The organism is Variovorax pasteuri, from assembly GCF_051216435.1.
GTDB lineage: Bacteria > Pseudomonadota > Gammaproteobacteria > Burkholderiales > Burkholderiaceae_C > Variovorax.
In genome coordinates, this window is the sequence record NZ_JBPJZS010000006.1 from 361,404 (window position 1) to 388,319 (window position 26,916).

General features: G+C 71.1%; 14 protein-coding genes. 9 read left to right on the forward strand and 5 right to left on the reverse strand.

All coding sequences use genetic code 11. The features are described 5' to 3' along the window. Positions 1 to 72: 72 nt before the first annotated feature. The 5 genes from ACSFBM_RS22905 to ACSFBM_RS22925 are packed head-to-tail and all read left to right on the forward strand — an operon-like array spanning position 73 to position 6,132. Entirely contained in the window at positions 73 to 2,169 is a 2,097-nt protein-coding gene (locus tag ACSFBM_RS22905; protein WP_435486423.1) for an ATP-dependent helicase, read from the forward strand. Beyond that, positions 2,166 to 2,663, forward strand: a complete 498-nt coding sequence (locus ACSFBM_RS22910; protein ID WP_435486424.1) for a hypothetical protein — start codon at positions 2,166 to 2,168, stop codon at positions 2,661 to 2,663. The genes ACSFBM_RS22905 and ACSFBM_RS22910 overlap by 4 nt, the downstream gene beginning before the upstream one ends. After that, entirely contained in the window at positions 2,660 to 3,832 is a 1,173-nt protein-coding gene (locus ACSFBM_RS22915) for a phospholipase A (protein WP_435486425.1), read from the forward strand. Before ACSFBM_RS22910 ends, ACSFBM_RS22915 begins: the two co-directional genes overlap by 4 nt. Before the next feature lie 25 nt (positions 3,833 to 3,857). Next, the gene (gene nadE, locus ACSFBM_RS22920; RefSeq protein ID WP_435486426.1) at positions 3,858 to 4,712 is read left to right on the forward strand and encodes an ammonia-dependent NAD(+) synthetase; all 855 of its coding nucleotides are present in this window, start codon (positions 3,858 to 3,860) and stop codon (positions 4,710 to 4,712) included. 4 nt (positions 4,713 to 4,716) lie between these two features. Further along, entirely contained in the window at positions 4,717 to 6,132 is a 1,416-nt protein-coding gene (locus ACSFBM_RS22925; RefSeq protein WP_435486427.1) for a coniferyl aldehyde dehydrogenase, read from the forward strand. 30 nt (positions 6,133 to 6,162) lie between these two features. Here the strand turns inward: ACSFBM_RS22925 and ACSFBM_RS22930 are convergent, their stop codons facing one another. The 3 genes from ACSFBM_RS22930 to ACSFBM_RS22940 all read right to left on the reverse strand — a co-directional run bounded on the left by ACSFBM_RS22930 (position 6,163) and on the right by ACSFBM_RS22940 (position 10,852). Beyond that, positions 6,163 to 7,527 (reverse strand): sigma-54-dependent transcriptional regulator, encoded by a 1,365-nt coding sequence (locus tag ACSFBM_RS22930; protein WP_435486428.1) that lies wholly within the window; start codon positions 7,525 to 7,527, stop codon positions 6,163 to 6,165. Next, positions 7,524 to 9,389, reverse strand: a complete 1,866-nt coding sequence (locus ACSFBM_RS22935) for a sensor histidine kinase (RefSeq protein ID WP_435486429.1) — start codon at positions 9,387 to 9,389, stop codon at positions 7,524 to 7,526. Before ACSFBM_RS22935 ends, ACSFBM_RS22930 begins: the two co-directional genes overlap by 4 nt. Before the next feature lie 92 nt (positions 9,390 to 9,481). Then, positions 9,482 to 10,852: a dicarboxylate/amino acid:cation symporter gene (locus ACSFBM_RS22940; protein WP_435486430.1), complete on the reverse strand. Its 1,371-nt coding sequence runs from the start codon at positions 10,850 to 10,852 to the stop codon at positions 9,482 to 9,484. A 250-nt stretch (positions 10,853 to 11,102) separates the two neighbouring features. Here ACSFBM_RS22940 and ACSFBM_RS22945 point away from each other — a divergent pair, with 250 nt between their 5' ends. The 4 genes from ACSFBM_RS22945 (at position 11,103) to ACSFBM_RS22960 (ending at position 14,518) form a co-directional block, all read left to right on the forward strand. Next, positions 11,103 to 12,527 (forward strand): MFS transporter, encoded by a 1,425-nt coding sequence (locus tag ACSFBM_RS22945; protein WP_435486431.1) that lies wholly within the window; start codon positions 11,103 to 11,105, stop codon positions 12,525 to 12,527. Between the two features lie 30 nt (positions 12,528 to 12,557). Further along, on the forward strand, positions 12,558 to 13,436 hold the full coding sequence (locus ACSFBM_RS22950; RefSeq protein WP_435486432.1) for an amidohydrolase family protein: 879 nt from the start codon (positions 12,558 to 12,560) through the stop codon (positions 13,434 to 13,436). 71 nt (positions 13,437 to 13,507) lie between these two features. Next, positions 13,508 to 13,756 carry a hypothetical protein gene (locus ACSFBM_RS22955; RefSeq protein WP_435486433.1) on the forward strand — a complete coding sequence of 83 codons (249 nt, stop codon included), beginning with the start codon at positions 13,508 to 13,510 and terminating at the stop codon, positions 13,754 to 13,756. Between the two features lie 69 nt (positions 13,757 to 13,825). Then, positions 13,826 to 14,518: an aspartate/glutamate racemase family protein gene (locus ACSFBM_RS22960; protein ID WP_435486434.1), complete on the forward strand. Its 693-nt coding sequence runs from the start codon at positions 13,826 to 13,828 to the stop codon at positions 14,516 to 14,518. Positions 14,519 to 14,556: 38 nt separating this feature from the next. On the opposite strand, the gene ACSFBM_RS22965 is transcribed toward ACSFBM_RS22960, so the two are convergent. Both ACSFBM_RS22965 and ACSFBM_RS22970 read right to left on the reverse strand, forming a co-directional pair. Further along, entirely contained in the window at positions 14,557 to 18,789 is a 4,233-nt protein-coding gene (locus ACSFBM_RS22965; protein WP_435486435.1) for an OmpA family protein, read from the reverse strand. A 38-nt stretch (positions 18,790 to 18,827) separates the two neighbouring features. Then, positions 18,828 to 26,900 (reverse strand): SdrD B-like domain-containing protein, encoded by an 8,073-nt coding sequence (locus ACSFBM_RS22970; protein WP_435486436.1) that lies wholly within the window; start codon positions 26,898 to 26,900, stop codon positions 18,828 to 18,830. Between the last annotated feature and the right edge of the window lie 16 nt (positions 26,901 to 26,916).

Genomic DNA, 26,916 nt, shown 5'->3' on the forward strand with positions numbered 1-26,916 from the left:
CCCGCTTTTCTCGGCTTTCACGCTTTTTCGCCCGCGGCTGCGCACGGCGATTTCCGGTTCTCTCCCATCCCCATGTCTCACGGTCTCAATCTCGCGCAGCAGGAAGCTGTCAACTACATGCGCGGTCCCTGCCTGGTGCTTGCAGGCGCAGGCTCGGGCAAGACGCGGGTGATCACGCACAAGATCGGCCGCCTCATCCAGGCCGGCCTCGAGCCCAAGCGCATCGCGGCCATCACCTTCACCAACAAGGCCGCCGCGGAAATGCGCGAGCGCGCCAAGGACCTGATCGGCAAGGACGCGCGCAAGGTGGTGGTGTGCACCTTCCACGCGCTGGGCGTGCGCATGATGCGCGAGGACGGCGCCGTGCTCGGGCTGAAGCCCGCGTTCAGCATCCTGGACAGCGACGACGTCACCAAGATCCTGAAGGACGCCGGCGGCAGCACCGACGCGGCCACCGCACGCATCTGGCAGTGGACCATCAGCAAGTGGAAGAACATGGGCCTGAACGCCGCCCAGGCCGAGGCCGCCGCGGTGGACGACAACGAGCGCATCACCGCAAAGATCATGGGCCGCTACGAAGAGCGCCTGCAGGCCTACCAGAGCGTGGACTTCGACGACCTGATCGGCATGCCGCTGAAGCTGCTGCACGAGTTTCCGGAGGTGCGCGCCAAGTGGCAGGCCGCGCTGGGCCACATCCTGGTGGACGAATACCAGGACACCAACGCCACCCAGTACGAGGTGCTCAAGGCCCTGGTCGGCGAGCACGGCCAGTTCACCGCGGTGGGCGACGACGACCAGTCGATCTACGGCTGGCGCGGCGCCACGCTGGACAACCTGCGCAAGCTGCCGATCGACTACCCCAAGCTCAAGGTCATCAAGCTGGAGCAGAACTACCGCTCCACCAGCGCCATCCTGCGCGCGGCCAACAACGTGATCGGGCCCAACCCCAAGCTGTTTCCCAAGACGCTGTTCTCCGAGCTCGGCGAGGGCGAACCGGTGCGCATCGTGGACGCCGACAGCGAGCTGCACGAGGCCGAGCGCGCGGTGGCGCGCATCGTGAGCATCCGCGCGGGCGACTCGCTCACGCAGGGCCAGCAGCACAAGGAGTTCCGCGACTTCGCCATCCTGTACCGCGCCAACCACATGGCGCGGGTGTTCGAACAGGCGCTGCGCAAGGCGCAGATTCCGTACAAGGTGTCGGGCGGCCAGAGCTTCTTCGACCGCGCCGAGATCAAGGACCTGTGCGGCTGGTTCCGGCTGTGGGTCAACAACGACGACGACCCCGCGTTCCTGCGCGCCATCACCACGCCCAAGCGCGGCATCGGCCACACCACGCTGGCCAGCCTGGGCACCTTCGCGAGCCAGTACAAGCTCAGCCTGTTCGAGGCGCTGTTCAGCCCGTCGCTGCCCAGCGTGATGCCCAAGCGCACGCTCGAGGGCATCCACGAGTTCGGCCGCTACATCAACGACCTGGAGTACCGCGCGCGCCGCACCATGGGCGCGGAAGACTCGCGCACCTTCATGCTCGAATGGCTGAAGGAGATCGACTACGAGAAGCACCTGTACGACGGCGAGGACAGCGAGGCCGCCGCGGCCTCGCGCTGGACCAACGTGCTGGAGTTCGTCGACTGGATGTCGCAGCGCGCCGGCGGCACGCTGGACGACACCTCGGGCGCCGACAGCAACATCGAGGCCGAGCGCAAGAGCCTGCTGGAGGTGGCGCAGACCATCTCGCTCCTGTCGACCATCAGCGAGCGCGAGCAGGACCAGAACGTGGTCACGCTCTCCACGCTGCACGCCTCCAAGGGCCTGGAGTGGCCGCACGTGATGCTGGTCGGCGTGAGCGAGGGCCTGCTGCCTTTCAAGCTGGACGACGACAACGGCCGCCAGCAGGTGATCAGCGACGAGACGCTGCAGCGCCTGCAGGAAGAGCGCCGCCTGATGTATGTGGGCATCACCCGCGCCCAGCGCAGCCTGGCCGTGAGCTGGACCAAGAAGCGCAAGCAGGGCCGCGAGATGGTGCCCTGCGTGCCCAGCCGCTTCATCGCCGAGATGGGCCTGAGCAAGGAGACCATCAAGGAAGACCCGCGCGAAAAGCTCAAGGCGCTGCGCGCCGAGTTCGCGCGCAAGGCGCAGGACAGCGCGGCCAAGGCCGCCGCCACCCCATGACAAAGACCCGTACCCCCCGTTCCCCCTTCACCGCGGCGCTGCTGGCCGCCACCGTGCTCGCAAGCACCGCGCTCGCGGGCTGCGCCATCGGCCGCGGCAACCCCGACTGCCCCACCGACGCGCGCGAGCTGCCGCTGCCATCGCTGTACGGCCGCTGGGAGGCGCGCTTCGACGGCCTGCCCGCCGTGGCTGCCGTGCAGCTGGGCAAGCACCCCGACTACGACGGCGTGCGCGGCACCATCACCCGCAACCCGGACAACCCCGCCAAGGCCACGGTCGCGCAGCTCGCGGGCGACGTGGACGACGAAGGCGCGCTCTCCATCGACGAATCGCAGGACGGCCGCGCCATCAGCGGCGTGTGGTCCGGCAAGCTCCAGGCCCGCTCGTGCGGCCGCGAGTTCAGGGGCACGTGGCGCAACGCCGCCGACGAAAGCATTCACCCGTTCGTGCTCAGCAAGACAGCCGCGCCGGCGGCGGCGCAAGGAAAGCCATGAAGAAACCTCCACCCCCCTTCAAGTTCGCCACGCTCGCCACGCTGGCCGCCTGCCTCGGTGGCGCGGCCGCCGCGCATGCGCAGGCCGTCGACAAGCCGGCCAGCCCGCTGGCCGACGCGCAGCTCACCTGGCAGCAATGCAGCGCGCTGGGCAGCAACAACGAGGCACGCCTGGCCTGCTTCGACCGCTGGGCGCAGCAGCAGACGCTGCCCTCCGCGTCGGTGCCCGTGGCGCCGCCGGTGCTCGCCAGCACGCAGGCGCCACCGGTGGACGCCTCCATCCCGGCCACGCGCGTGGTCTCGGTGGCCACCACCGAAGGCTGCCGCGACCGCCAGTACTCGACGCTGTCGCGCTTCTGGGAACTGGAGAACGCCACCGACTGCGGCACCTTCGGCTTTCGCGGCTACCGCCCGCTGAACGTGTCGGTCTCGGCCGCCACCAAGAAGCCCGAGACGCCCACCTCGCCCTCGGCCGACCACACCGCCACCCCGGTCGCCTACCAGGCCAACGAGATGCGCATCGGCCTGTCGGTGCGCACCAAGCTCGCGCAGGGCATGCTCACGCAGGACGACCCGACGAAGAAAGACTCGCTGTGGTTCGCCTATACGCAGCAGTCGACATGGCAGCTGTTCAACGGCGCCATCTCGCGGCCGTTTCGCACCACCGACCACGAGCCCGAGCTGATGTACGTCTACCCGACCGACTTCAAGCTGCCCGGCGGCTGGCGCTGGCGCTATGCCGGCCTGGGGCTGGTGCATCAGTCGAACGGCCAGACGCTGCCGCTATCGCGCAGCTGGAACCGCGTGTACCTGATGGGCGGCGCCGAGCTGGACGACCGCTTCACCATCACCGGGCGCATCTGGAAGCGCATTGCCGAGAGCGCCGCCAAGGACGACAACCCCGACATCGCCGACTACATCGGCCGCGCCGAAGTCACCGGCCGCTGGAACTTCAACCGCGACAACCAGTTCGGCATCACGGTGCGCAACAACCTGCGCGACAGCGGACGCGGCTCGATCCGCCTCGAATGGCTCAAGGCCATCGGCGACCCGACCAAGAGCAACCTGCGCTTTCACACGCAGCTGTTCTCGGGCTACGGCGACACGCTGGTGGACTACAACCGCAAGCGCACGGTCCTGAGCATCGGCCTCAGCCTGGTGGATTTCTGACCTTCCCCCACTCCCGACAAAACCCATGAGCGCAGACCTCACCCCCGCCGACGCCACGCAGCGCGAGATCATCGCGGCGCTGCATGTCGCACCCGTGTTCGATGCCGCCCGCGAACTGGCGCGCCGCGTCGACTTTCTCGCGAGCTACCTGAAGCAGACCGGCCTGAAGACGCTGGTGCTGGGCATCAGCGGCGGCGTCGATTCGCTGACCGCCGGCTGCCTGGCGCAGCGCGCCGTGGAGAAGCTGCGCGCCGAAGGCCGCGACGCCACCTTCATCGCCATGCGCCTGCCGTACGGCGTGCAGAAGGACGAGGCCGAGGCGCAGGCCTCGCTCGCGGTGATCAAGCCCGACCGCACCATCACGGTGGACATCCGCCCCGCGGCCGACGGCATGCTGGCCGCGCTGAAGGCCGGCGACCTGAAGTTCCGCGACGCGGCACACGAAGACTTCGTGCTCGGCAACATCAAGGCGCGCGAGCGCATGGTGGCGCAGTTCGCGGTGGCAGGCGCGCACGACGGCATCGTCATCGGCACCGACCATGCGGCCGAGGCGCTGATGGGTTTCTTCACCAAGTTCGGCGACGGCGCGGCCGACATCACGCCGCTCACCGGCCTGAACAAGCGCCGCGTGCGCGCGGTGGCCCAGCTGCTGGGCGCGCCCGACGCGCTGGTCTACAAGGTGCCCACGGCCGACCTCGAGTCGCTGGTGCCGGGCAAGCCCGACGAAGACGCCTTCGGCGTCACCTACGAGCAGATCGACGACTTCCTCGAGGGCAAGCCGGTGTCGGCCAAGGCGCGCGAGATCATCGTCTCGACGCACCGCAAGAGCGCCCACAAGCGCGCGTTGCCGGTCGAGCCCGCACCCTTCACCGAAAGCTGACGCCATGGCGCCCGAAGCCCTGACGCAGCAAGACATGCGGCAGCGCTTCGACGCCCTGCGCGCCGCGAGCCTGCGCGCACAAACCCCGCCCTGGCGCGAGCGCGCCGACCGGCTGAAGCGCCTGCGCGCGCTGGTCGTCGACCACCGCGGCGCCATCGCCGCGGCCATCAGCGCCGACTTCCACCACCGCGCCGCGCAGGAGACCGAACTGGCCGAGGTGTTTCCCAGCGTCGAGGGCATCGACCACGCGCTGCGCCACGGCCAGCGATGGATGCGCGTGAAACGCCGCGCCACCGGCCTGTGGTTCAAGCCCGCCTCGTCGCGCGTCATGCCGCAGCCGCTGGGCGTGGTCGGCATCGTGGTGCCCTGGAACTACCCGCTGTACCTGGCGGTGGGCCCGATGACCGCGGCACTGGCCGCAGGCAACCGCGTGATGGTGAAGCAGTCGGAGTTCACGCCGCGCTTCGCCGAGCTGTTCGCCGCGCTGGTGCGCAAGGCCTTCGCCGAAGACGAGATCCACATCGTCAACGGCGACGCCGAAGCGGCGCGCGCGTTCTCCGCCCTGCCCTTCGACCACCTGCTGTTCACCGGCTCCACCGCCGTGGGCCACCAGGTGATGCGCGCCGCGAGCGAGAACCTCACGCCGGTGACGCTGGAGCTCGGCGGCAAGTCGCCCGCGATCATCGGGCCCGGCGCGAACTTCGAGAAAGCCGTGGAGCGCATCCTCGTGGGCAAGACGCTGAACGCGGGCCAGACCTGCATCGCGCCCGACTACGTGCTGCTGCCCGAAGGCAGGCAGCAGCACTTCATCGATGCGGCGCGGCGCGTGTTCTCGCAGATGTACCCGCGCCTGGAAAGCAGCACCGACTACACCAGCATCGTGAGCCCGCGCCACTTCGCGCGGCTGCAGGATCTGTCTGCCGCGGCGCAGCAGGAAGGCGCCACCGCGGTGCCCCTGTGCGGCACGCCACCCGACGAGGCGACGCGCCGCTTTCCGCCCGTGCTGCTGACCGGCGTGCACGACGGCATGCGCGTGATGCGCGAGGAAATCTTCGGCCCGCTGCTGCCGGTGATGGCGTACCGCGCCATCGACGAAGCCATTGCCTACGTCAACGCGCACCCGCGCCCGCTGGCGCTCTACCTGTTCGAGAAAGACCGCGCCACCATCGAGCGCGTGATGCACGAGACGGTGGCCGGCGGGGTGTCGATCAACGAAACGCTGATGCACGTTGCGCAGGACGACCTGCCCTTCGGCGGCGTCGGCGCGAGCGGCATGGGGGCGTACCACGGCGAGCACGGCTTCCAGACCTTCTCGAAGATGAAGCCGATCTTCCACCAGTCGGCGTTCAACGGCGTGGGCCTGTTCAGGCCGCCCTACGGCAAGACCTTCGCGCGGATGATGAAGCTGCTGCTGCGCTGACCGCGCGCCGCCGGGGCCTGCCGCCCCCGGCTACTTGAACTCGTCCACCGCCACGCCCAGCTTGCGCAGCTTGTCGTGCAGCGTCTGGCGCGCAATGCCCAGCGCGGTGGCCGTGGCCGGCTGGTCGCCGCGCTGGCGGCGCAGCTCTTCGACGATGACCGCGCGCTCGAACGACTCCACCTGCTGCGGCAGCCCGCGCGGCAAGGCCGGCACCCCCTCTGCACTGCCGCCGCGCGCCTGCGTGAGCCGCTCGCCGAGCAGGCCCAGCACGAAGCGGTCGGCCACGTTGCGCAGCTCGCGCACGTTGCCGGGCCAGGCATAGGCCATCAGGTCGGCCAGTTGCGCATGGCTGGGCAGCGGCGCGGCGCGCTCGTAGCGGCTCGCGGCCTGCAGGGTGAAGTGCTCGAACAGCAGTGGAATGTCTTCGCGCCGCTCGCGCAGCGGCGGCAGCTCGATGAAGGCCACGCCCAGGCGGTAGTACAGGTCGGCCCTGAACTTCTTCTGGTCGCTCATTTCCTTCAGGTCGTCCTTGCTCGCGGCCACCACGCGGCAGTCGAAGGGAATGGTCTTGTTGGAGCCGATGCGCTCGATGCTGCGCTCCTGCAGCGCGCGCAGCAGCTTGATCTGCACGGCCATGGGCATGCTCTCGATCTCGTCGAGAAACAGCGTGCCGCCGCTGGCGTACTCGAACTTGCCCACGCGCACCCGGTTGGCGCCGGTGAACGCGCCAGCCTCGTGGCCGAACAGCTCGCTCTCGGCCAGCGCCTCGGGCAGCCCGCCGCAGTTGAGCGGCACGAAATGCTGGCGGCGGCGCGCGCTGTGGTCGTGCAGGCAGCGCGCCACCAGTTCCTTGCCGGTGCCGGTCTCGCCGTAGACCAGCACGTCCGCCGAGGTCTCGGCCAGCGTCTTCACGGTCTGGCGCACCTGCTGCATCTGCGCCGAGCGGCCGATCAGCACCGACTGGATGCCCTGCCAGTTCTCCAGCGCCTCGCGCAGCGCGCGCACCTGCAGCGTGAGCTGGCGCCGCTCGATGGCGTGGCGCACGATGGCCACCAGCCGTTCGGAGCTGAAAGGCTTCTCGATGAAGTCGTAGGCGCCCTCGCGCATGGCCTGCACGGCCATGGCGATGTGGCCGTGGCCGGTGACCAGGATCACCGGCAGCTCGGCGTCGATGTGGCGCAGCTCGGGCAGCCACTCGGTGCCGCTCATGCCCGGCAGGCGCACGTCGCTGATCACGATGGCGGGCACGCCGAGATCGATGTGCGCACGCGCGCGCTCGACGCTGGGAAACGCGTCGACCTCGAAACCGGCCAGGGTCAGCACCTGGGTCGTGCTGACGCGGACGTCTTCGTCGTCCTCGACCAGCAGCACCCGGATGGCAGGGGCTTCGCTCACGGGGGGTCACTCCTGTTGTGCAAGGGGGAAGGGAAAGAAGGGGAAGAAAGGAGAGAAAGGGGGTCCGCGGCCATCGCCGCGGGCAGGTCGACCACGAAGCATGCACCGCCGCCCGCGAGGTTGGCCGCGCGCAGCGTGCCGTCCATCGCCCGCACCAATTGTGCCGAGATGACGAGCCCCAGGCCCAGGCCCGACCCTGCCGGCTTGCGGGTCACGAAAGGCTCGAACAGGCGCGGCAGCACGTCGGGGTGGACGCCGGGGCCGGTGTCGCTCACGCTGAGCACCGCGCGGCCGTCCTTCGCGCGCGCCTCCAGGCGCAGCGTGCGCACGGGCGCGTCCTGCATGGCGTCGATGGCGTTGCGCATCAGGTTGGCGAGCACGCTGCCCAGCGCGGCCTCCTCGGCCATGACGCTCAGCGCGGCGGGCTGCACGTCGACCTCGACCGTCACGCGCTGCTTCTTCGAGGCCTCGGCCACGATCACCTGCGCGTCGGCAATGGCCTGCGACAGCCGCAGCGGCGCCAGCGGCAGCTCGCTCTTGTGGGCGAAGGTCTTCAGTTGCGTGGTCAGGCGCGCCAGCCGGTCGACCATGTGGCGGATGCGCTCCAGGTTGCCGCGCACGTCGTCCAGCCGGTTCCTGTCGAGCAGGATGCCGGCGCTTTCCGACAGCGTGCGCATGGCCGTGAGCGGCTGGTTGAGCTCGTGCACCACGCCGGCCGACATCTGGCCCAGCGCGGCCATCTTGCCGGCGTGCACCAGCTCGCCCTGCGCGGCGCGCAGCTGCGCGGTGCGCGCCACCACGGTCGACTCGAGCGTGTCGTGCGCCGCCTGCAGCGCGGCCTGGCTGGCCAGCTTCTGGCGCACCGCGCGGCGGCGCAGCCACAGCGCCACGGCCACCAGCAGCAGCACCGCCATCGCCAGGCTGGCCGTGATGGCCGCGTTGCGCGCCGCCACGCGCACCGGCGCCAGCTCGTCGAGCACCACCAGTTGCCAGGGCGCGCCGCGCAGGGTGCGGGCGGTGGCGAGCTGGTCGCGGCCGTCCAGCGAGATCACCTGCACGTTGCGGTCCAGCGCCTCCTTGGGCGTCCACCGCAGCGGCAGCAGGCCGGCCTCGCCGTAGGGGCGCGAGCGCAGCACCTCGGCGCGCTGCAGCGCATCGAGCGGCAGCAGCGGCCTGAACTTCAGGTCCTCGCGGGTGGCCAGGATCACCACGCCGCGCTGGTCGATCAGCGCCACGTCGCCGGGCAGCTTGCGCCAGGCGAGCTCGGCCTCTTCGAGGTTGACCTTCACCGCCACCACGCCGCGCTGCGGCTGCCCGCGCCGCAGCGCATACGACAGGTAGTATCCCGGCCGCTTGCTGGTGATGCCCACGCCGTAGAAGCGGCCCCGGCCCTGGCCCAGCGCGTCGATCACGTAGGGGCGGAACGACAGGTCCTGGCCCAGCGTGGTGCCGGGCTTGTCCCAGTCGGAGGCGGCCAGCGAGGTGCCGGCGGCGTCCAGCACGTAAAGCATCTCGGCGCCGGCCGCGGCGTTGACGCCGTTCAGGTAGCGGTTGACGGCGTCGCGCAGCTGCGTGTCGGCGGGCGCACCGAGCAGCGCCGGCACGATGGGCGTCATCTCCAGCAGCGCGGGCAGGTAGTCGAAGCGGGCCAGGTCGGCGTCCAGGCCGGTCGCGAGCATGTCCAGGCGATGGTCGGCCGCCTCGCGCAGGCGTGCCAGGCCGGCCTGCATGGCGAACTGGTGGCCGGCGAAGGCGGCCACCGCCACCAGGGCCAGCGCGCCGCACCAGCGCGGCAATGCGCGCCGGCGCCGCGCACTGTCGGCGGGCGGATCGGCGCGGCGAACGGGCTCCCTTGAAATCATGGGAGCGTTATTGCACAGGGGCGCACCGCCCGCATCGGTGGCAGCCCGATGACCCCTGGCCGGGGGCCAGCGGCCGGGGGTGGGTTCGGGACTCAGGCCCGGCGCGGCGCCCCGGTGGGCATGTGCGTGTCGGTGGCGTCGAGCACGCGCTCGGGCGCGTCGGCCTCCGCCGCGGTTTCCTGGTTCAGGTGCTGGTGCATGCGCACGGTGTCCAGGTCGCCGGTCCACTTGGCGACCACCAGGGTGGCCACGCCGTTGCCGATCAGGTTGGTCAGCGCGCGGGCCTCCGACATGAAGCGGTCGATGCCCAGGATGAGCGCCAGCCCCGCCACCGGCACGTGGCCCACCGCCGACAGCGTGGCCGCCAGCACGATGAAGCCGCTGCCCGTGACGCCCGCCGCGCCCTTCGAGGTGAGCAGCAGCACCGCCAGCAGCGTGAGCTGCTGCGTGAGCGTCATGTCGGTGTTGGTCGCCTGCGCGATGAACACCGCCGCCATCGTCAGGTAGATCGAGGTGCCGTCCAGGTTGAACGAGTAGCCCGTGGGCACCACCAGGCCGACCACCGACTTCTTCGCGCCCAGGTTCTCCAGCTTGGCCATCATGCGCGGCAGCACCGATTCGCTGGACGAGGTGCCCAGCACGATCAGCAGCTCTTCCTTGATGTACTTGATGAACTTCCAGATGCTGAAGCCGTGGAACCGGGCAATGCCCCCGAGCACCACGAAGATGAACAGCAGGCAGGTCAGGTAGAAGGTGGCCATCAGCTGGCCCAGCTGCAGCAGCGAGCTCACGCCGTACTTGCCGATGGTGAAGGCCATGGCACCGAAGGCGCCCACGGGCGCCACCTTCATGATGTAGCCCACGATCACGAAGAGCACGTGCGAGCCCTTCTCGATCACGTCGAACACCAGCGTGCCGCGCCCGCCGAACTTGTGCAGCGCAAAGCCGAACATCACGGCGATCAGCAGCACCTGCAGGATCTCGCCCTTGGCGAAGGCGTCCACCAGCGTGTTGGGAATGATGTTGAGCACGAAGTCGGTGGTGCTCTGCATCTTGCCGGGGCCGGTGTAGGCCGCAATGGCCTTGGTGTCGAGCTGGCTCACGTCCACGTTCATGCCCACGCCGGGCCGCACGATGTTGATGATGACCAGGCCCACCACCAGCGCGATGCTGCTGACCACCTCGAAATACAGCAGCGCCAGGCCGCCGGTCTTGCCGACCTTCTTCATGTCTTCCATGCCGGCGATGCCCACCACCACCGTGCAGAAGATGATGGGCGCGATGATCATCTTGATCAGCTTGATGAAGCCGTCGCCCAGCGGCTTCATCGACGCACCGGTGTCGGGCCAGAAATGCCCCAGCAGCACACCCAGCACGATGGCCGTGATGACCTGGAAGTACAGGGACTTGTAGATGGGTTGGGGGGTCGGGGCTTGGGGTGGGTGTTCCACGGGGGTGCTCATTGGTGTGTCTCCAGTCGCAAGGCGGCGCGCCGCATCGGGCGATACGGTCGGCCGGTTGACTGAGCAATCGATATGCCACGCGCTGGAAGGCGCGCAACGTGCGCTAAGTCGTTGATTTCATGGGCCTTCGCATCGGGGTGTGCGGCACGGCGCGCCGACGATCCGGATGGCGCCGACCCTGCCCGTCCGATCCACCGGACCGATACCCGAGGGGAAACCCTAGCTAACACAGCGGTGTCAGACTTCGGGCATGACCGACACCGCAGCACCGGCCCCGGCACAGGCGAGCGACACCGCCTCCAGGCGCATTGCCCTCACCGTGGCCGCCGCCTTCTTCATGGAGACGCTGGACGCCACCGTCATCGTCACGGCGCTGCCGGCCATCGGCGCGGGCTTCGGCATCGGCGCGCTGGACGCGAGCCTGGGCGTGACCATCTACCTGATCGCCATGGCGGCGCTGGTGCCCGCGGCGGGCTGGTGCGCCGGGCGCTTCGGCGCGCGGCGGGTGTTCGCGCTGGCCGTCGGCACCTTCACCGTGGCCTCGCTCCTGTGCGGGCTCGCGCCGACCTTCGGGATGTTCGTGGCGGCCCGTGTGCTGCAGGGCGCGGCGGCGGCCTTCATGTCGCCGGTAGGGCGGCTGGTGGTGCTGCGCGAGACGCCCCGGCACCGGCTGATCGAGGCCATCGGCACCATCACCTGGCCCGGCCTCATTGCGCCGGTGCTCGGGCCGCCGCTGGGCGGGCTCATCGCCACGCATGCGTCGTGGCGCTGGATCTTCCTGCTGAACGTGCCGCTGGGGCTGGTGGGCTTGCTGCTGATCCTGCGGCTGTTTCCGCGCCGCACCGACGTGGCGCCCACGCGCTTCGACGCGCCCGGCTTCGTGCTGACGGCCGTGGCGCTGGCCGCGCTGGTCGAAGGCCTCACGCGCCTGGGCGGACCGCACCCGGGCTCGGCCACCACGCTGGGCCTGCTGGCCGTGGGCGCCGTCGCCGCCGCGGCCGCGGTGCGCCATGCGCGGCGGGCCGCCGCGCCCATGCTCGACCTGCGCGCGCTGGCCGTGCCGACCTATGCCATCGCCACCGCCACGGCGGGCTTCGTCTCGCGCGTGGCCATCAACGCCTCGCCCTTCCTGCTGCCGCTCATGTTCCAGATCGGCTTCGGCATGACGGCGTTCCAGGCCGGCTCGATGCTGCTGGTGTACATGGGCGGCAACCTCGTGATGAAGAGCGCCACCACCGCGGTGCTGCGCCGCTTCGGCTTTCGCAAGGTGCTGACGGTGAACGGCGCGATCTGCGCCGCCACGCTGTTCGCCTGCGGGCTGCTCGTGCCCGGCGACCCGCTGCCGTGGGTGTGCGTGCTGCTGTTCGTGGCGGGCATGGCGCGCTCGATGAACTACACCGCCATCAACACGCTGGCCTTCGCCGACGTGCCCGACAGCGCGCGCGCCGGTGCCAGCACGCTGGGCACGATGCTGCAGCAGGTGTCACTCGCGCTGGGCGTGGCGCTGGGCGCGATGGTGCTCGGCGCGTCGAAGGCGCTGCGCGACGCGCCGGCGGTGCAGCTGGTGGACTTTCACCACGCCTGGTACGTGGTGGCCGCGCTGATGGCGGCCGCGACGCTGATGTCGCTGCGGCTGGACCGCGAGGCGGGCATGGCGGTGTCGAGCAAGCGCTAGCCGGTACGGGCCGAAGTGAAAATCCGCGCCATGGACACCGCCATTTTTTCCACGCCGAAGATCGACTGCCACTGCCACCTGTTCGACCCCGTGTCCTTCCCGTACGCGCCGGGCGTTTTCTACGAACCCTCGGGCGGCGAGATCGCCACGGCCGCGTACTTCACCGAGGTGATGGAGGCCTACGGCGTGTCGCACGCGTTGCTGGTCGGCCCCAACTCGGGCTACGGCACCGACAACCGCTGCATGCTCGACGCGATCCACCACGGCCAGGGCCGCTTCAAGGGCATCGCGGTGGTCGACAACCACGCTTCCACCGCGCAGTTGCAGGAACTGCAGGCGCAAGGCGTGGCGGGCTTCGCATTCAACATGGCGCTGCTGGGCCTGGCCCATTACGCCGACGCGGACGCGCTGTGGGCACGCATCGCGGCACTGGGCATGTGCGTGCAGGTGCAGGTCGAGGGCGACCAGATGGCCGCGCTGGCGCCGCGCCTGCTGGGCTGCGGCGCGCAGGTCGTGGTCGATCACCACGGCCGGCCCGACGTGGGCCAGGGGCTCGCGAGCCCGGGCTTCCAGGCGTTGCTCGGCATGGCCGGCAGCGGGCGCTGCGCGGTCAAGCTGTCGGGCTACGACAAGTTCTCGCGGGAGGCCTGGCCCTTTGCCGATGCGCAGCCCTTCACCGCCGCGCTGCTGGCCGCCTTCGGCCCCGCCCAATGCCTGTGGGGCTCGGACTGGCCGCATGTGCGCGCCACGCGGCGGCTGGACTACGGCACGCTGCTGAAGGTGTTCGTGCGCAGCGTGCCCTCGGAGGCCGACCGCCGCGCGATGCTTCTGGAGACGCCGGCGCGGCTCTTCGGCTTCCAGCTGCGCGATCGGCAGGGCACGAATGGAAGCGCCATCCCGCCCGCGTGAATCCATCTGACGCGGTGGGCCCTGCAAGGTCTATGCTGGCCGCTTCCGCCACCGCATCGCAAAGGCCCTCCTTGAACACAGATCTCGCAGCGCAATGCAACCCGCTGCTGCCGGTCGGATGGACCTTCGAACTGCACATGAGCCGGAGCGCCGAAGACGACTTCAGCGGCGTGGGCGTGCTGCTGCGCCACGGCGTGCCCATGTGCCACCTGACCCTGCCCGGCCTTGGCGGCGACCGCGCGCAAGCGCTGGGATCGGTCAAGCGACGCGTGGAAGAATGGCTCGCTGAATGGCAGTCGCGCGCCCGGTCGCCGGCATAGCCGTTTCAGCCGATGCCGGCGCCGGAGAACCGGCCCACCGCTCTTTCCTGACGTTCCGGAGAAATTGTCATGTCCCTGCACATTGGCGTGGTCGGCTGCTCGGCCGAAGGCGCCGCGCTCTGCTACCGCACGCTGTGCGTGGAAGGTGCCTCGTACCTGGGCACGCCCCACGCGCACCCCGAGGTGTCGATGCACACCCATTCGCTGGCCGCCTATGTCGAGTGCCTCGAGCGCAACGACGTGGAAGGCGTGGCGCAGCTGATGCTGTCGTCGGCAGGCAAGCTGGCCGCGGCCGGCGCGGATTTTCTGGTCTGCCCCGACAACACCATCCACCAGGCGATGCACCTGGTGCGGCCGCGCTCGCCGCTGCCGTGGCTGCACATCGCCGAGGTGGTGGCGGCCGAAGCGGCGTCGCGCGGGTTCCGCCGGGTGGGCGTGCTGGGCACGCGCTGGCTGGTCGACAGCGAGGTCTATCCGCAGGCGCTCGCCGCGGCAGGCCTGCAGGCCGTGAAGCCCGATGCGCAGGAGCGCGCCGAGCTGGGCCGCATCATCATGGACGAGCTGGTGCGCGGCGTGCTGCGCCCCGAATCCACCGCGGTGCTGCAACGCATGATCGACGGCCTGAAGGCGCGCGGCTGCGACGCCGTGGCGCTGGGCTGCACCGAGCTGCCGCTGGTGCTGAACGACGGCAACTCGGCGCTGCCCACGCTGGATTCGACGCGCCTGCTGGCGCGCGCGGCGCTGCGGCACGCCACGGCCTGAGCGCGGCGGCACCGCCGTTCACCGAGGCGCCGCAGCCGTCAGAACTTGCCGAGCACGTTCAGGAACCAGCCCTTGCTGCGGTAGCTCATGTCGGTGAGGTTGTCGGAGTAGTCGGTGAAGTTGTAGCCCACGCCCACCTTCAGGTTCTCGTTGACGTGGTAGTACGCTGCGGTGACCCAGCCGCTCTTGCGGTCCTGCAGCTCGCGCGCGCGCAGCGTGCGCCACTCGACCATCCAGTCCCAGTTGCGCACCAGCTTCCAGTCCACGCGCAGCACCGCGAGTTCGGCCGAGCTCTTGAACCACGGCGCGCTGCTGTCGCGGCTGGCGCGCAGCTCGCCGCGGCGCCAGGCGTACTTGCCGCCCAGCGTCCAGCGCTCGTTCAGGTCCCAGGTGGCGTCGATGGCGAACACGTGGCTGCGCTGCTGGTAGTCGATGCCGGTGGTCGACACGGTGCCCAGGCTCGAATCGAGCCCGCCCGACACCACCTGGCCCGGTGACGACAGGTCGTACAGGTAGGTGTACTTGAACAGCAGGTTCAGCCGGTCGTTGAAGGCCGGGCGCAGCGCGTAGCCGAGCATGGCTTCGGTGTACTTGGCCGCGGCCAGCGTGCCGGTGGTGCTGTCGCTGTCGGCCCAGTTGAACTTGCCGACCCAGCGCGCGTCGTCGTCCACCTTCCAGCTCAGCGAGTTCTTCACCAGCCAGCTGGTGCGCGTCTCGGCCGTGGTGCGGTCCTTGCGGTATTCCAGGCCGCCGCTGTACTTGAGCTTTTCGCTCGAATAGCCGGTGGTGAAGGCCACGGCCTCGCGGCGCGTGGCGCCCAGCGTCTCGGCGCCGACCCAGCCGTTCTCGAAGTTGACGCCGAAGGTCCAGTGCGTGTCGGGCGCGTACTGCACGCCGTAGGCATGCGTGAGGCCCGGCTGCGCGCCGGTGGCCTGGCGGTGCTCGGTGAACATCGTGAGGCCGTCTCCCACGCGCGAGCGCACGCCGGTCACCAGGCTGCCGCCGCGGCCGATGAGGTTCTCGTCGGTGCGGCCGGTGTCGGCCACGTAGGTCATGTACAGGTTGGAGCGGTCGTCGTACTGGTAGTCGACGCCGGCCTTGCCGGCCAGCCCGCCGTCGCCGGTGGAGACTTCGCCGCGCAGCGCGAGCTTGTCGCTCACGCGGTAGCGCCCGCCCAGGCCCAGCCGGTCGTTCTCCAGCCGCGTGCCGGTGCGCCGCAGCGTCTTCTGCGCGAAGCCGTAGGCGCTCCATGTGTCGCTGCCGGTGTACTCCAGCTGCACCACGGCGTCGGCGCGCTCGCCCGACACGGCCTGCGTGGTGGGCAGCGACGGGCTGGTGATGAGCGCGTCGCCGGTCTTGTCGTCGTAGCGCATGCCCAGGCCGAGCTTCCACGCGGGCGACAGGGTCAGGGCGTACTGCGCGTCGAGCACGCTGGCGTTGTAGCCGTCGCGCTCGTCGCGGCGGTCGGCCTTCAGGCGCAGCTCGCCGTTCTCGCCCTTCTCGCCGAAGGGCACGGTGGCCTGCACGCCGACCTGGCGCGTGGCGTTGCTCGCGTACTGCCCCGGCGCGGAGAAGCCGGCGTCGCGCGACTGCGCATAGGCGCTCACGCGCCCGCCGCCGCGAATCTCGTAGTCGCCCAGGTCGGCCTGTCCTTCCAGGCGCCAGGCGCTGGCGTTGCCGGTGGGGCCGTTGCCCAGCGTGCTGCCGACCGCGCCGTTGCGCCCGGTGAAGCTGAAGCCGCCGTCCATCGAGTCGAGCTGGCCGGTGCCCGGGCCCTTGCTGCGCGCGAACTCGCCCTTGAAGTAGGTGTTCTCGGTCTTGCGCAGCGTGAGGTCGGCGCCGGCCAGGCGCTGGTCGCCCCCGATCTGGTCCTGGCGCGACGCGGTCACGCCCACGCCCACGTGGTCGTTGGCCCACCACGACACGCGTCCGCCCACGGCGAGGGTGTCGAGCGAAGTCGCCAGCGGCGTGTATTCGTAGTCCACCACCAGGTAGGCCGGCATGCCGGTGAAGCCGCCGGCACGCACCAGCGCACCGTCGTCCGACAGGCTGGGCAGCGGCGCGGACAGCAGCACGCGGCCCTGCAGGTAGTCGATCTCGTAGTCGGAGCTGGGCACGAGCTGCGTGCGCTTGAGCACGAAGCCCGAGTCGCGGTCGCGGATTTCCAGCGTCACGCGCTCGGCGCCGCGCGTGATGTCCTGGTTGCGCAGGTAGTACAGCGAGCCGCCGGTGCCGCGGAATTCCTCGCGCGCGGCCAGCGTGCCGGGCTCGGCCGCGAAGGCGTCGACCTTCAGGCGCGCCTCGCCGAACGAGGTCGACTCCTCGCCCAGGTAGCGGCCATGGAAGCCGTAGAGCCCGCGGCTCACGCGGGTGAGTTCGGTGTCGCCGAAGTTGAGCTTGAAGTTGCCCCACATGGCCTGCGAGCGGCCGTCGTCCACGCGCAGGTAGAAGCGGCCCTGCGTGGGCGCGTCCTCGATGGTGGTGGAGTCGTCGCCGAAGGTGCTCCACGAGTCCTCGGGGTCGAAGCGGCGGAACAGCGAGGTCGGGTCCTTGCGCTCGAGGTTGCGAAACAGCTCCTTCAGCGGGCGCTCTTCGGTGTCGACGCTGGCCGTGAGCGTCCAGCGGTCGTTCAGCTGGCCCTTGGCATAGCCGGCGATGCGGCCTTCGCTCCAGCCGCCACCGCCGTAGCGGTTCTTGTCGTTGGTCATGATCGCGGCCGGCCCGCTCACGCTGTTGCTGCCCACGGTGAGGTCGGCCTGGCCCACGAAGAACCAGTCGCTGGCGGGCAGGTCGAAGTCGCGGCGGTAGGCGCGCGTGGCGCCCTGCGCGTCGGTGACGGCAATTTCGCCGGTCTGCACGCGGCGCGGCACCAGCTGCTGGAACACGAAGCGCCCGTTCTCGTCCACCGGCACCGCGAAGCCGAGCGCGCGCACGCTCTCGCCCGGGCGAATGGCCGCACCGCTGGCGGTGACGGTGCCGGCGGCAAGCGGAATGTTGGCGATGGCGATGTTGTTGTTGCCGTAGCCGCGCAACAGTTCGCGCGCGGGGTCCGGCGGCAGGCCGGTCTCGGGCCGGTGGCGCTGCGCCAGCGTGAGCGAGAGGTCGTCGGTTTCATCGAAGCGGCCCTGGCGGTCGTACACGCGCACGCGGTAGTACAGCTTGCCGCTCGCTCCTTCGGCAAGGCGGTTCAGCAGCCCTTCGGGCACCTGCCATTCGCCGCGCAATGCGGCGTCCAGCGGCACGGTCGCGACCAGGCGGCGCTGCATCGCCTCGTTGGCGGTGAACACGCGCAGCTCGGCCTTCGCGGTGAACAGCAGGTAGTTGCTGTAGCCGGCGAAGCGCACGGTGTCGCCGGCCACCACGGTGGTGGGCCATGCGCTGGCGCTCAGGCGGCGCGGCTGCGAGAGGTTGTCGTACTGCAGGCGCAGCTGGTTGCGCTCGAGCTGCACGTCGACGCAGCGCTGGCGGTCGGCGCTGGTGGTGCCGTCGCCGGCCGCGACCTTGCCGTCGGCCGTGAGCAGCTGGCCGTCCACGCTCAGGCGCAGCGGTGCATCGTCGGTGCCGAAGGCGGTGAAGGTGCGGCACACGCCGGGCTCGGCCGCTGCCGGCGCGGGTGCGACAGCGACGGGCGCATCGCGCCAGTACACGCGCACTTCGACGCGGCGGTTGGCTGCCCAGTTGGCGGGGTCGGTGGCGGGCGTGGCCACGGGCACGTCGGGTCCGCGAGAGCTGGCGGCCGCCGCGTCTTCGGGCAGGCCGAGGCTGCGCGTGAGGTAGCGCGCCACTTGCTGCGCGCGCGCCAGCCCCAGCGCATGGTTGTCGGCGAAGCGTTCGCGCGACTTCGCGCTGAGCGCCTGCGTGTCGGTGTGCCCGACGATCTCGAAGCGCAGGCCGTCGCGGCCCTTCACCTGTTCGGCGATGCGGTCGAGCTGCACGCGGTCGGCTGGCGCGAGCCCGTCGGCGCCCGATGCGAAATGCGGCACTCCGGTGTCGCTGCGCTCGGCGCCCGGCACGGGCGTCGGCGTCGGGCCGGCGACGACTGCCGGCGCGCTCGCGTCACCCAGCACGAAGGTGGCCTTGGGCAGCTCGCGCTCGCTGCTGCGCGGCAAGTGGCGCGCGCCGTCGATGTCCACGGCGCGCGGATCGGCCGCGGCCTGGTCGTGCATGCGGCCGCGCACGGCCGACTCCTGCGCGGCCGCGAGCCCCATGCCCATGCAGGCGGCGGTGACGGCGCCCGCGAGGGCGATGCGCTTGGGTAGCTTTCTTTTCATGTCGGCTCGCTGGCTCGGGTTCTGTGCGAAGGGGCGGGTCATGGCTTGCTGCCCTCCTGCGTGGCGGCGGGCACCAGTTCGACCTCGACGTCGAGGTTGAACAGCGGCGGCGCGTTGCCGTCGGCGCGGGCGCGTTGCTCGCCCAGCTGCTTCCAGCGCGCGAGCACCGCGGCCTTCACCGCGTCCACGCGCTGGCGGCCCAGCGACTCGGCCTCGCCGGGGGCCGCCTTGTAGGCCAGCCGCAGCACCGAGGTCTTCTCGGCCAGCACGCTCACCGTGCGGTCGAGCTCGCCCGTGAAGCCGGCGCGCAGCGCGGCCGCGCCGTCCTCGAAGGCCGAGCCCTGCAGCGCGAGCCGCACCACGCGGTGCACGGTGGCGCCGAAGTTGATCTTCAGCACCTTGCCGCGCGTGGCGCGCTCGGCCGCCGGGTTCTCGCTGGTGGTGCGGTAGCCCGAGGGCAGCGTGCGCTCGTCCAGCTTCAACACCAGGTTGCTGCCGGTGCCTTCCTTCGGAATGGCGGCGCAGGCGATGTGGTAGCGGCCCTGCGCGTCGGTGGTCACCAGCACGCCGTTGACGGTGGCGATGCGCACGTTGGCCAGGCCGGGCTCGCCCTCGTCCTGGTAGCCGTTGGCGTTCCTGTCGTCGTAGACCTTGCCGATCACGTCGGTGCAGTCGAACAGCGCGTCGGGCACCACGCGCACGGTGGCGGTGGCCAGGTTGGACAGCGTGCGGCCGCCCACGCCCTGCAGCGCGATGACCTGGTTGACGAACTCGCCCTCGCCCACGCCGACCCCCACGCCCGCGACCATCAGGTATTCCTTGGTCTCGTTGGGCGCGAAGTTCTGCCCGGGCACCACCACCTGGCGCCCGTTGATCTGCGGCACCACCGGCAGCGCCACGCCGCCGGGCAGCGTGCGCACGGTGAGCGAGCCCTGGATGTAGCGGAACCCCGGCGGCAGCGTGTCGGTCACGGCCACGCCCGGCACCGGGTTGCCGCGCGTGTTGCGCGCCGTGATGCGGTACGGCAGCAGCTCGGCCTTCTTCACGGTCAGCTTCGAGGTGGTCTTGCGCAGCTCGATGAGCGTGGCGTCCGACGGGTCGAGCGGGATGTTGTTGGCCACCACGTGCTGGCCGCCGCCGCCCGGCATCATGAACACCAGGTAGTAGCCGGCGCCGGCCACCAGGGCCGCCCCGGGGCTCACCACGCAGGGGTTGGTCTGCGCGGGCGCCGGGCCGTTGGCGGGCGCCGAGCACGACTGCGTGCCCAGCGCGCCGGCCGCGGCCGGGTAGATGGACGACGGCAGGTAGGCGCCCGGCGGCGTGATGGCCAGGCGGTATTCGCCGGCCGGCGCGCCCGGCAGCACGAAGAAGTCGTAGTAGCCGTTGGGACCGGTGGTGTAGGTGTCGCGCCCGTCCAGCAGGTGCTGCGCGGGGTCGAAGCCCGGGGGCCCCACCAGGCGCACCACGGCGCCGGGCACGGGGGTGCCGCTCACGCTGTCGTACACCACGCCGCCCGGGTCGTACGGCAGGTCCTGCTTCTGCACGTTGGCGCCGGCGCCAACGCGCACCTTGATGGTGAAGCGCGGATCGCTCGCCGGCGGCGTCGGGTACGGGCCGTTGGCGCCGTTCTGCGCCGCGTCGGTCGGCCACACGCCGCCCACCACGCGCCCGTCGGGCGAGCGGAAGCGCACGCGGTACTCGCCGGGCGTGAGGTCGCCGAAGCGGTAGCTGCCGTCGGCGCCGGTGATCACGGTGTAGAGCACGGTGGCCGCGGTTTCCGGGCAGGCGTTGGCGCCGTCGGCGCAGCGCAGCAGCTCGACCGTCCAGCCTTCGCCGTGGCCTTCGCCCGATTCGCGGGTGCGGTTGTGGTTCTGGTCGAACCACACGGTGCCGGTGAGCGAGGCGGGCTGGTTGCTGTGCTCGCTGAAGTCGTAGCCGGTGCCGTGCGCCTCCAGGCCGGTGAAGTTCACGCGGATCTGGTTCGGGCCCTGCGCGGTGCCGCCCAGGGTGCCGGGCACGGCCATGCCTTCGTCGTAGCCGGAGGGCTGCGTCTCGGTGACGGTGTAGCCGCCGCTGCCGGGCAAGGGCAGGCCGGGCAGCTCGTAGCGGCCGTTGGCGTCGGTGACGGCGGTGCGCGTCACGGGCTGGCCCGCGGCGTCGGTGCCGGTGAGCGTGATGGTGACCCCCGCGATCGGCAGGTCCTGCGGCTCGCGCGTGCCGTTGCGGTTGGCGTCGTTGTAGACGGTGCCCGCCAGCGACGCGCCGCGCTCGCCGAAGTTGTAGTTGTCGCCGTTGCCGCCCCGGTAGGCGATGGCACCGAGGACGTCGTTGCCCAGCGTGCCGCTGGGCACGCCGTCGAGCGTGCCCACGGCGTCGATGCCGTCGGCATAGGTCGCGGGCTGCGTCTCGCGCAGGGTGTAGCCCGCAGCGTCGGCCGGCAACAGGCCGGTGAAGACATAGCGCCCGCTGGCGTCGGTGACCACGGTGGCGTTCACCGCCAGGCCGCCGGCCGAGCGGCCGGTGAGCGTGACGGTGACGCCGGGAATGCCGGCCTCGCCGGCCTGGCGGATGCCGTCGTTGTTGGTGTCGACGTACACCCAGCCGGCGATCTGCCCGCCGCGCTCGCCGAAGTTGTAGTCGATGCCCACGTCTTCCGACACCAGCGCCAGCCCGCCGAAGCGGTCGTTCACGGCGCCGGGGTTGACGGTGCCGCGCGGTGCGCCGCCCACGGTGCCGAGGGACTCGGGGCCGTCGGCCACGCCGGCGGGCTGGGTCTCGTCGATCTGGTAGGTGCCGGGGGTCAGGGTGTCGACCAGGTAGCGGCCGTCGGCGGCGGTCTGCACCGTGTGCGTGACGGCGTTGCCCAGGAAGTCGGTGCCGGTGATGCGCACCGTGGTGCCGCCGATGCCGGGCTCGGCGGCGTCGCGCGTGCCGTTGGACGGCGCCACGTCGGCGTACACGTAGCCCGACAGGCTGGCCGGCTTCACGGCCGAGAAGTTGTTGCCGGCCGAGCCCGCGCCCGCGGCGCCGAGCACGATGTTCTGGATGACGTTGGCGCTCGAGCCGTTGGGGCCGCTGGCCCCGCCGCCGCCGCTGGCCGCCACCGTGCCGGGCGTGCTGCCCGCGCCGCTGACGTTGCCTGCATGCGTGAGGCCCGGCAGGTAGCCCGCGGGGCGCGTCTCGGTCACGGTGTAGCTGCCCGGCGCGAGGTTGGGAAAGCTGTAGTCGCCGGCGGCGTCGGTGGTGGTGGTGCGCGTCACCGGCTGGCCGTTGACGTCGGTGCCCGTGAGCGTGATGGTCACGCCCGCCAGGCCCGGCTCGGTGGCCGTGGCGCCCTGCGCGCCGTTGCCGTCGCGGTCGTAGTACACGCGCCCCGAGATGCCGCCCGGCAGCAGTTCGCCGAAGTAGTACTCGCCCTGCACGAGCGGCACCGTGGTGCCCGAGACGGTGACACCGGTGATGGTGTTGCCGCCGCCTTGCGGCGTGCCGGGCTGGCCGTTGTTGTTGGCCTTGCCCGGCGCGTAGGTGGCCGGTTGGGTTTCGGTGAGGGTGTAGCCGCCCGCGCCCGACGGGGGCACGTTGCGGAACTCGTAGCTGCCGGCCGGGCCGGTGGGCACGGCCAGGATGTTCACCGGGTTGCCCGCGGCGTCGGTGCCCGTGAGGCGCACCTCCACGCCCGCGATGCCGGTGTCGCCGGCCTGCGGAACGCCGTCGTTGTTGGCGTCGACGAACACGCGCACCGACACGCGGGTGAGCAGTTCGCCGAAGTCGTAGCCGGTGCCGTTCGCGTTCGACTTCAGCGCGATGGCGCTCACCGCATCGTTGGCCAGGGTGCCGCCTTCGGTGCCGGCCGCGTCGCTGCCGTCGGCGAAGGCCGCGGGCTGCGTTTCGGTCAGCGCGTAGGTGCCGGGCGTGAGCGCGGTGAAGCTGTAGTTGCCGGTGCTGGCGGCGGTGGTGGTGGTTCGGGACACCGGGTTGCCGAACATGTCGGTGCCGGTGAGCGTGACGGTGACGCCCGCGATGCCGGGGTCGCCCGCGCTCGCGGCGCCGTTGTAGTCGGCGTCCTGGTACACGCGCCCGGCCAGGCTGGACGCGCGCACTTCGCCGAAGTTGTTGGCGCTCGACGTGCCGCCCGTGCCCAGCACGATGGCGTTGATGGTGTTGGCGTTGGAGCCGTTCGGCCCGTTCGACGTACCCGCCGGCACGGTGCCGGGCGTGCTGCCCACGCCGCTGACGGTGCCGGCCCTGGTGATGCCGGGCAGGTAGGCCGCGGGTTGGTCCTCGGCCACGCTGTAGGTGCCCGCGGGCACGGTGAAGCCCCAGTTGCCGTTGGCGTCGGTGGTGGTGGTCTGCGACACCGGGTTGCCCAGGCTGTCGGTGCCGGTCAGGCGCAGCGTGACGCCCGCGATGCCGGGTTCGCCGGCGTCGATGGCGCCGCTGCCGTTGAGGTCTTCGAACACGCGCCCGGACAGCGCGCTGTTCTGCACCGTGACCTTGCCCTCGTTGAAGTTGTTGCCGGCGTTGGGGTTGGCGCCGCCGTTGGTGTCGCCCGAGCCGGTGGTGACGATGGTCGCGCGGTTGGTGATCTCGGTGCCGTTGGCCGGCACTGCGCCGCTGAAGCGCACCGGAATGCGCACGGTGGCGTCGGCGTTGGCCGGCATCGAGGTGATGGCGCAGCTCACGGCCGAGCCGCCGGCCGCGCCGGTGCACGACGGTGCGGCGGGCACGAAGGTGCCGCTGTTCACGGTGAACACCGGTGCACCGGCCAGCACCAGGGAGGCGGGCAGCGTGTCGGCGAAGGTGGTGGTCTCGGCGCTGTCGGGGCCGTTGTTGCGCACGTGGACCAGCCAGTCGAAGGCCTGCGCCGTCGACACGGTGGCCAGCGGCGTGCTGCCGCCGGCCGACACGGCGGCCTTGGAGACCACCTGCACGTCGGCCTTGAAGCGGAAGGTGGTGTTCTCGGCCACCGTGTTGTTGCCCTGCACGGTGTCGTACACGTTGCGCGTGGCGTCCAGGAAGTCGACCTTGGCGTTGTTCTGGAAGGTGCCGCGCGAGGTGCCCTTGAGCACGACCTGGAACTGCAGCGAATTGGGCTCGCCGGTCGCGGTGGCGCCCGCGCCGCCCAGCGTGGGAATGGTGAACACGATCTGCCCGCCGGCCGCACCCACCGCCGCGCCGTTGGTCAGCGAGAAGCTGGTGCCTGGGGGCGTGCCGACCGACACCAGCGTGGGCGGCGTCTCGCCGCCCGGCAGCGCCAGCGGCAGCAGCTCGGTCATGCGCACGTCTTCGGCGGTCGAGGCGCTGTTGTTCGACACGGTGATGGTGTAGGTGACGTTGTCGCCCACGTTCACGGGGTCGACGTCGTCGCGCTTGGTCACGACCAGGTCGTATTCGGGCGCGGTGACGCTGGCCGGGGCGCTGGCGTCGTTGTTGGCCGTGATGACCTCGGGCGTGGCGGTGCTCACGTGCACGTTGTTGGTCACCGTGGTGCCGTTCAGGGCGTACAGCGGGCGCACGCGCACCGTCACCGTCTGCTGCACGGTGCGGTTGAGCGATGTCCAGCCGCAGGCGAGCTGGTTGTTGGTGGTGCCGGTGCCGGTGGGCTGGGTGGTGTTCGGTTGCGTGGTGCAACTGCCGCCGCCCGAGGCGGTGGCCGAGATGAACATCAGGTTGGCCGGCAATGTGTCGAGCACGCGCACGTCGTAGGCGCGGCTGAAGCTGCCCTGCGGTACGTCGCGGTTCACGGCCGTCAGCGTGTAGGTGAGCAGCTGGCCGACCGGCACCGAGGCCGGGCTGGCGCTCTTGGTCACCAGCACGTCGGTGCGCGCGGTGTACCAGGCCGTGGCGCTGGCGTCGTTGTTGGCAAGGTTCGGGTCCGCCGGCGTCGCGCCCACGGCGCGCGCCGTGTTGTCGATCTGGAAGCCGTGGTCGGTGGCCGAGGCGCCGTCGCCGTAGTGCGAAGCCACGACACGCACCACCGGGCACAGCGGCAAGGCGCTGGCGGCGTCCGTGCTGGCGCGGCAGACCGGCAGCACCGACAGCGTGCAGCCGCCGAGCGTGGCGGTGCCGAAGCCGTTGCCGTTGGCCGGCAGCGCGCAAGTGCCCGAGAAGGTGCCGCCGTTGGCCACCTGGGTGACGGCGCCGGCGCCGACCACCTGCGCGAAGCTGTCGCTCACGACCACGTTCTGCGCCTCGCGCGGGCCGGTGTTGACCACCTCGATTTCCCAGGTGACGGCCTGGCCCGCGGTCTGGCGGTTGGCGGCGCTGTCGCCGATGCCCACCACGCGCTTGAGCGTCCTGACGTCGGCGGCGTCGGCCGCTTCGTTCACGCCGGTGCCCAGGTTCACGCAGTCGTTGCCGGTCTGCGCGTCGGGGTCGGTGCCCGAGGCCAGCGCCACGTTCACGCACATGTTGTTGACGATCTGGTCGCCCGGGGCCAGTGCGGCGGGAATGGTGGCGTTCACGACCACGTAGCCGGCGTTGCGCGCGGTGGCGCCGTTGGACGTGTCCACGCCGATGTCGGCGGTGAGCACGCGCGAGCAGTTCACCGTGGCGGGGCCGTCCACCGGCGCGGCGACGGTCGCGCCGCCCTTGACGATGGTGCAGCTGTAGCCGCTGGGCGAGGACACGCTGTTGATGCGCACGCCGGCCGGCATGCTGTCGACCAGGTTCACGGTGCTGCCGGCCAGCAGGCGCGTGGGGCCGAGGTTGGTGGCGCCTACCTGGTAGTCGAAGGCCTGGCCCACGGGCACGTTGTTTTGCGGCCAGCCGCGGCGCTTGTCGGCGCGGAAGTCGGTCTCGGACACCGCCACGTCGGCGGACACGCTGCCCGTGGCCGAGCCGACCACCGGGCCGGTGGCGCTGACGGTGGCTTCGTTGACCACGCCCAGGCCGGGCGCCACGGCGATCACCGGGATCACGATGTCGCCGAGCGCCACGCCGGCCCCGCCGGTGCCGATGTCGGTGCGGGTGCAGCTGACCGTCTGGCCGGCGGCCGAGCAGCTCCAGCCCGCGGCCGCGCCGATGGGGGTCTGCACCTGGAAGTTGGCGGGCAGCGTGTCGCTCAGCGTGACGCCGGTGGGCGCGCTGCCGCTGAAGCTGGGCCTCAGCCTGAAGTTGAAGCGCTGGCCCACCAGCAGCTGTCCGCCGTCATGGGTCTTGACGAGCTGCAGCACGGAGCCGGGCGTGACCGTGGTGTTGGCGGTGACGCTGTTGTTGACGGAAACGCCGTCGCCGATGCCCCCGGCCGGCGCCACGGCCGGCTGGTGCGTGATGGTCGAGCCCGAGCCCGCGGTGACCACGCCGTTCACGTTGAGGGTGCGCGAGCCGTTCAGGGCGATGGACGCCACGTTGCAGGTCAGCGTGCCGCCGGCCACCGAGCAGCCTGCGGGCAGGCCGCTGCCGGAGACCGACAGGCCCGTGGGAATCGGGTAGGTCAGCGTCGAGCCCGAGCTGGCGTCGGGGCCGTTGTTGGTGAGCGTGAAGGCGATCACCACCGTGGAGCCGCTCGGGGCGCTGGCCGGCACGGCGATCGCCACGGCCATGTCGGCGCCCTGGTTCACGGTGATGGCCTTGGTTTCGCTGGAGCCGCCGCCGCTGGGCGTGGCGGTGACGCTCAAGGTGCCCTGCTGCGTCGTGCGCAGCAGCACTTCGAAGTTGCGCAGCTGGTTGGCCGCCAGCGTGATGCCCGAGCAGGTCAGCGTGCCCGGGCCTGCGGCGCCCACAGCCACGGTGGACGTGCAACTGCCCACGGGCAACGGGCCGGTGCCCATGTAGATCGTGTTGGCGGGAATGGTGTAGGTGAACGAGGCGCCCGGCGCGTCGATCGGCTGGCTGTCGCTGTCGGCGATGGTGACGGTGCTGGTCACCGTGCCGCCGGCGGGAAGGATGTCGGGCGCGTGGCTCAGGCTGGACACCTGCGGCACCGCATGGGCGGCTGCGGCGAACAGCAGGCCGGCCAGCAGGGCCGTGAACGGGGCAGCCAGGCGCGCGATGCCCGACCGGCGCGCCAGCGGACCTTGCCCGCTGCGATGCCGCACCGGCGCTGCGTTGGAAGACACGTCGCGGCGCACGCAAGCGGCGGCCGACAGATTCGTTGGGGTGCTGGACATCCTGTCCCTCGCGATG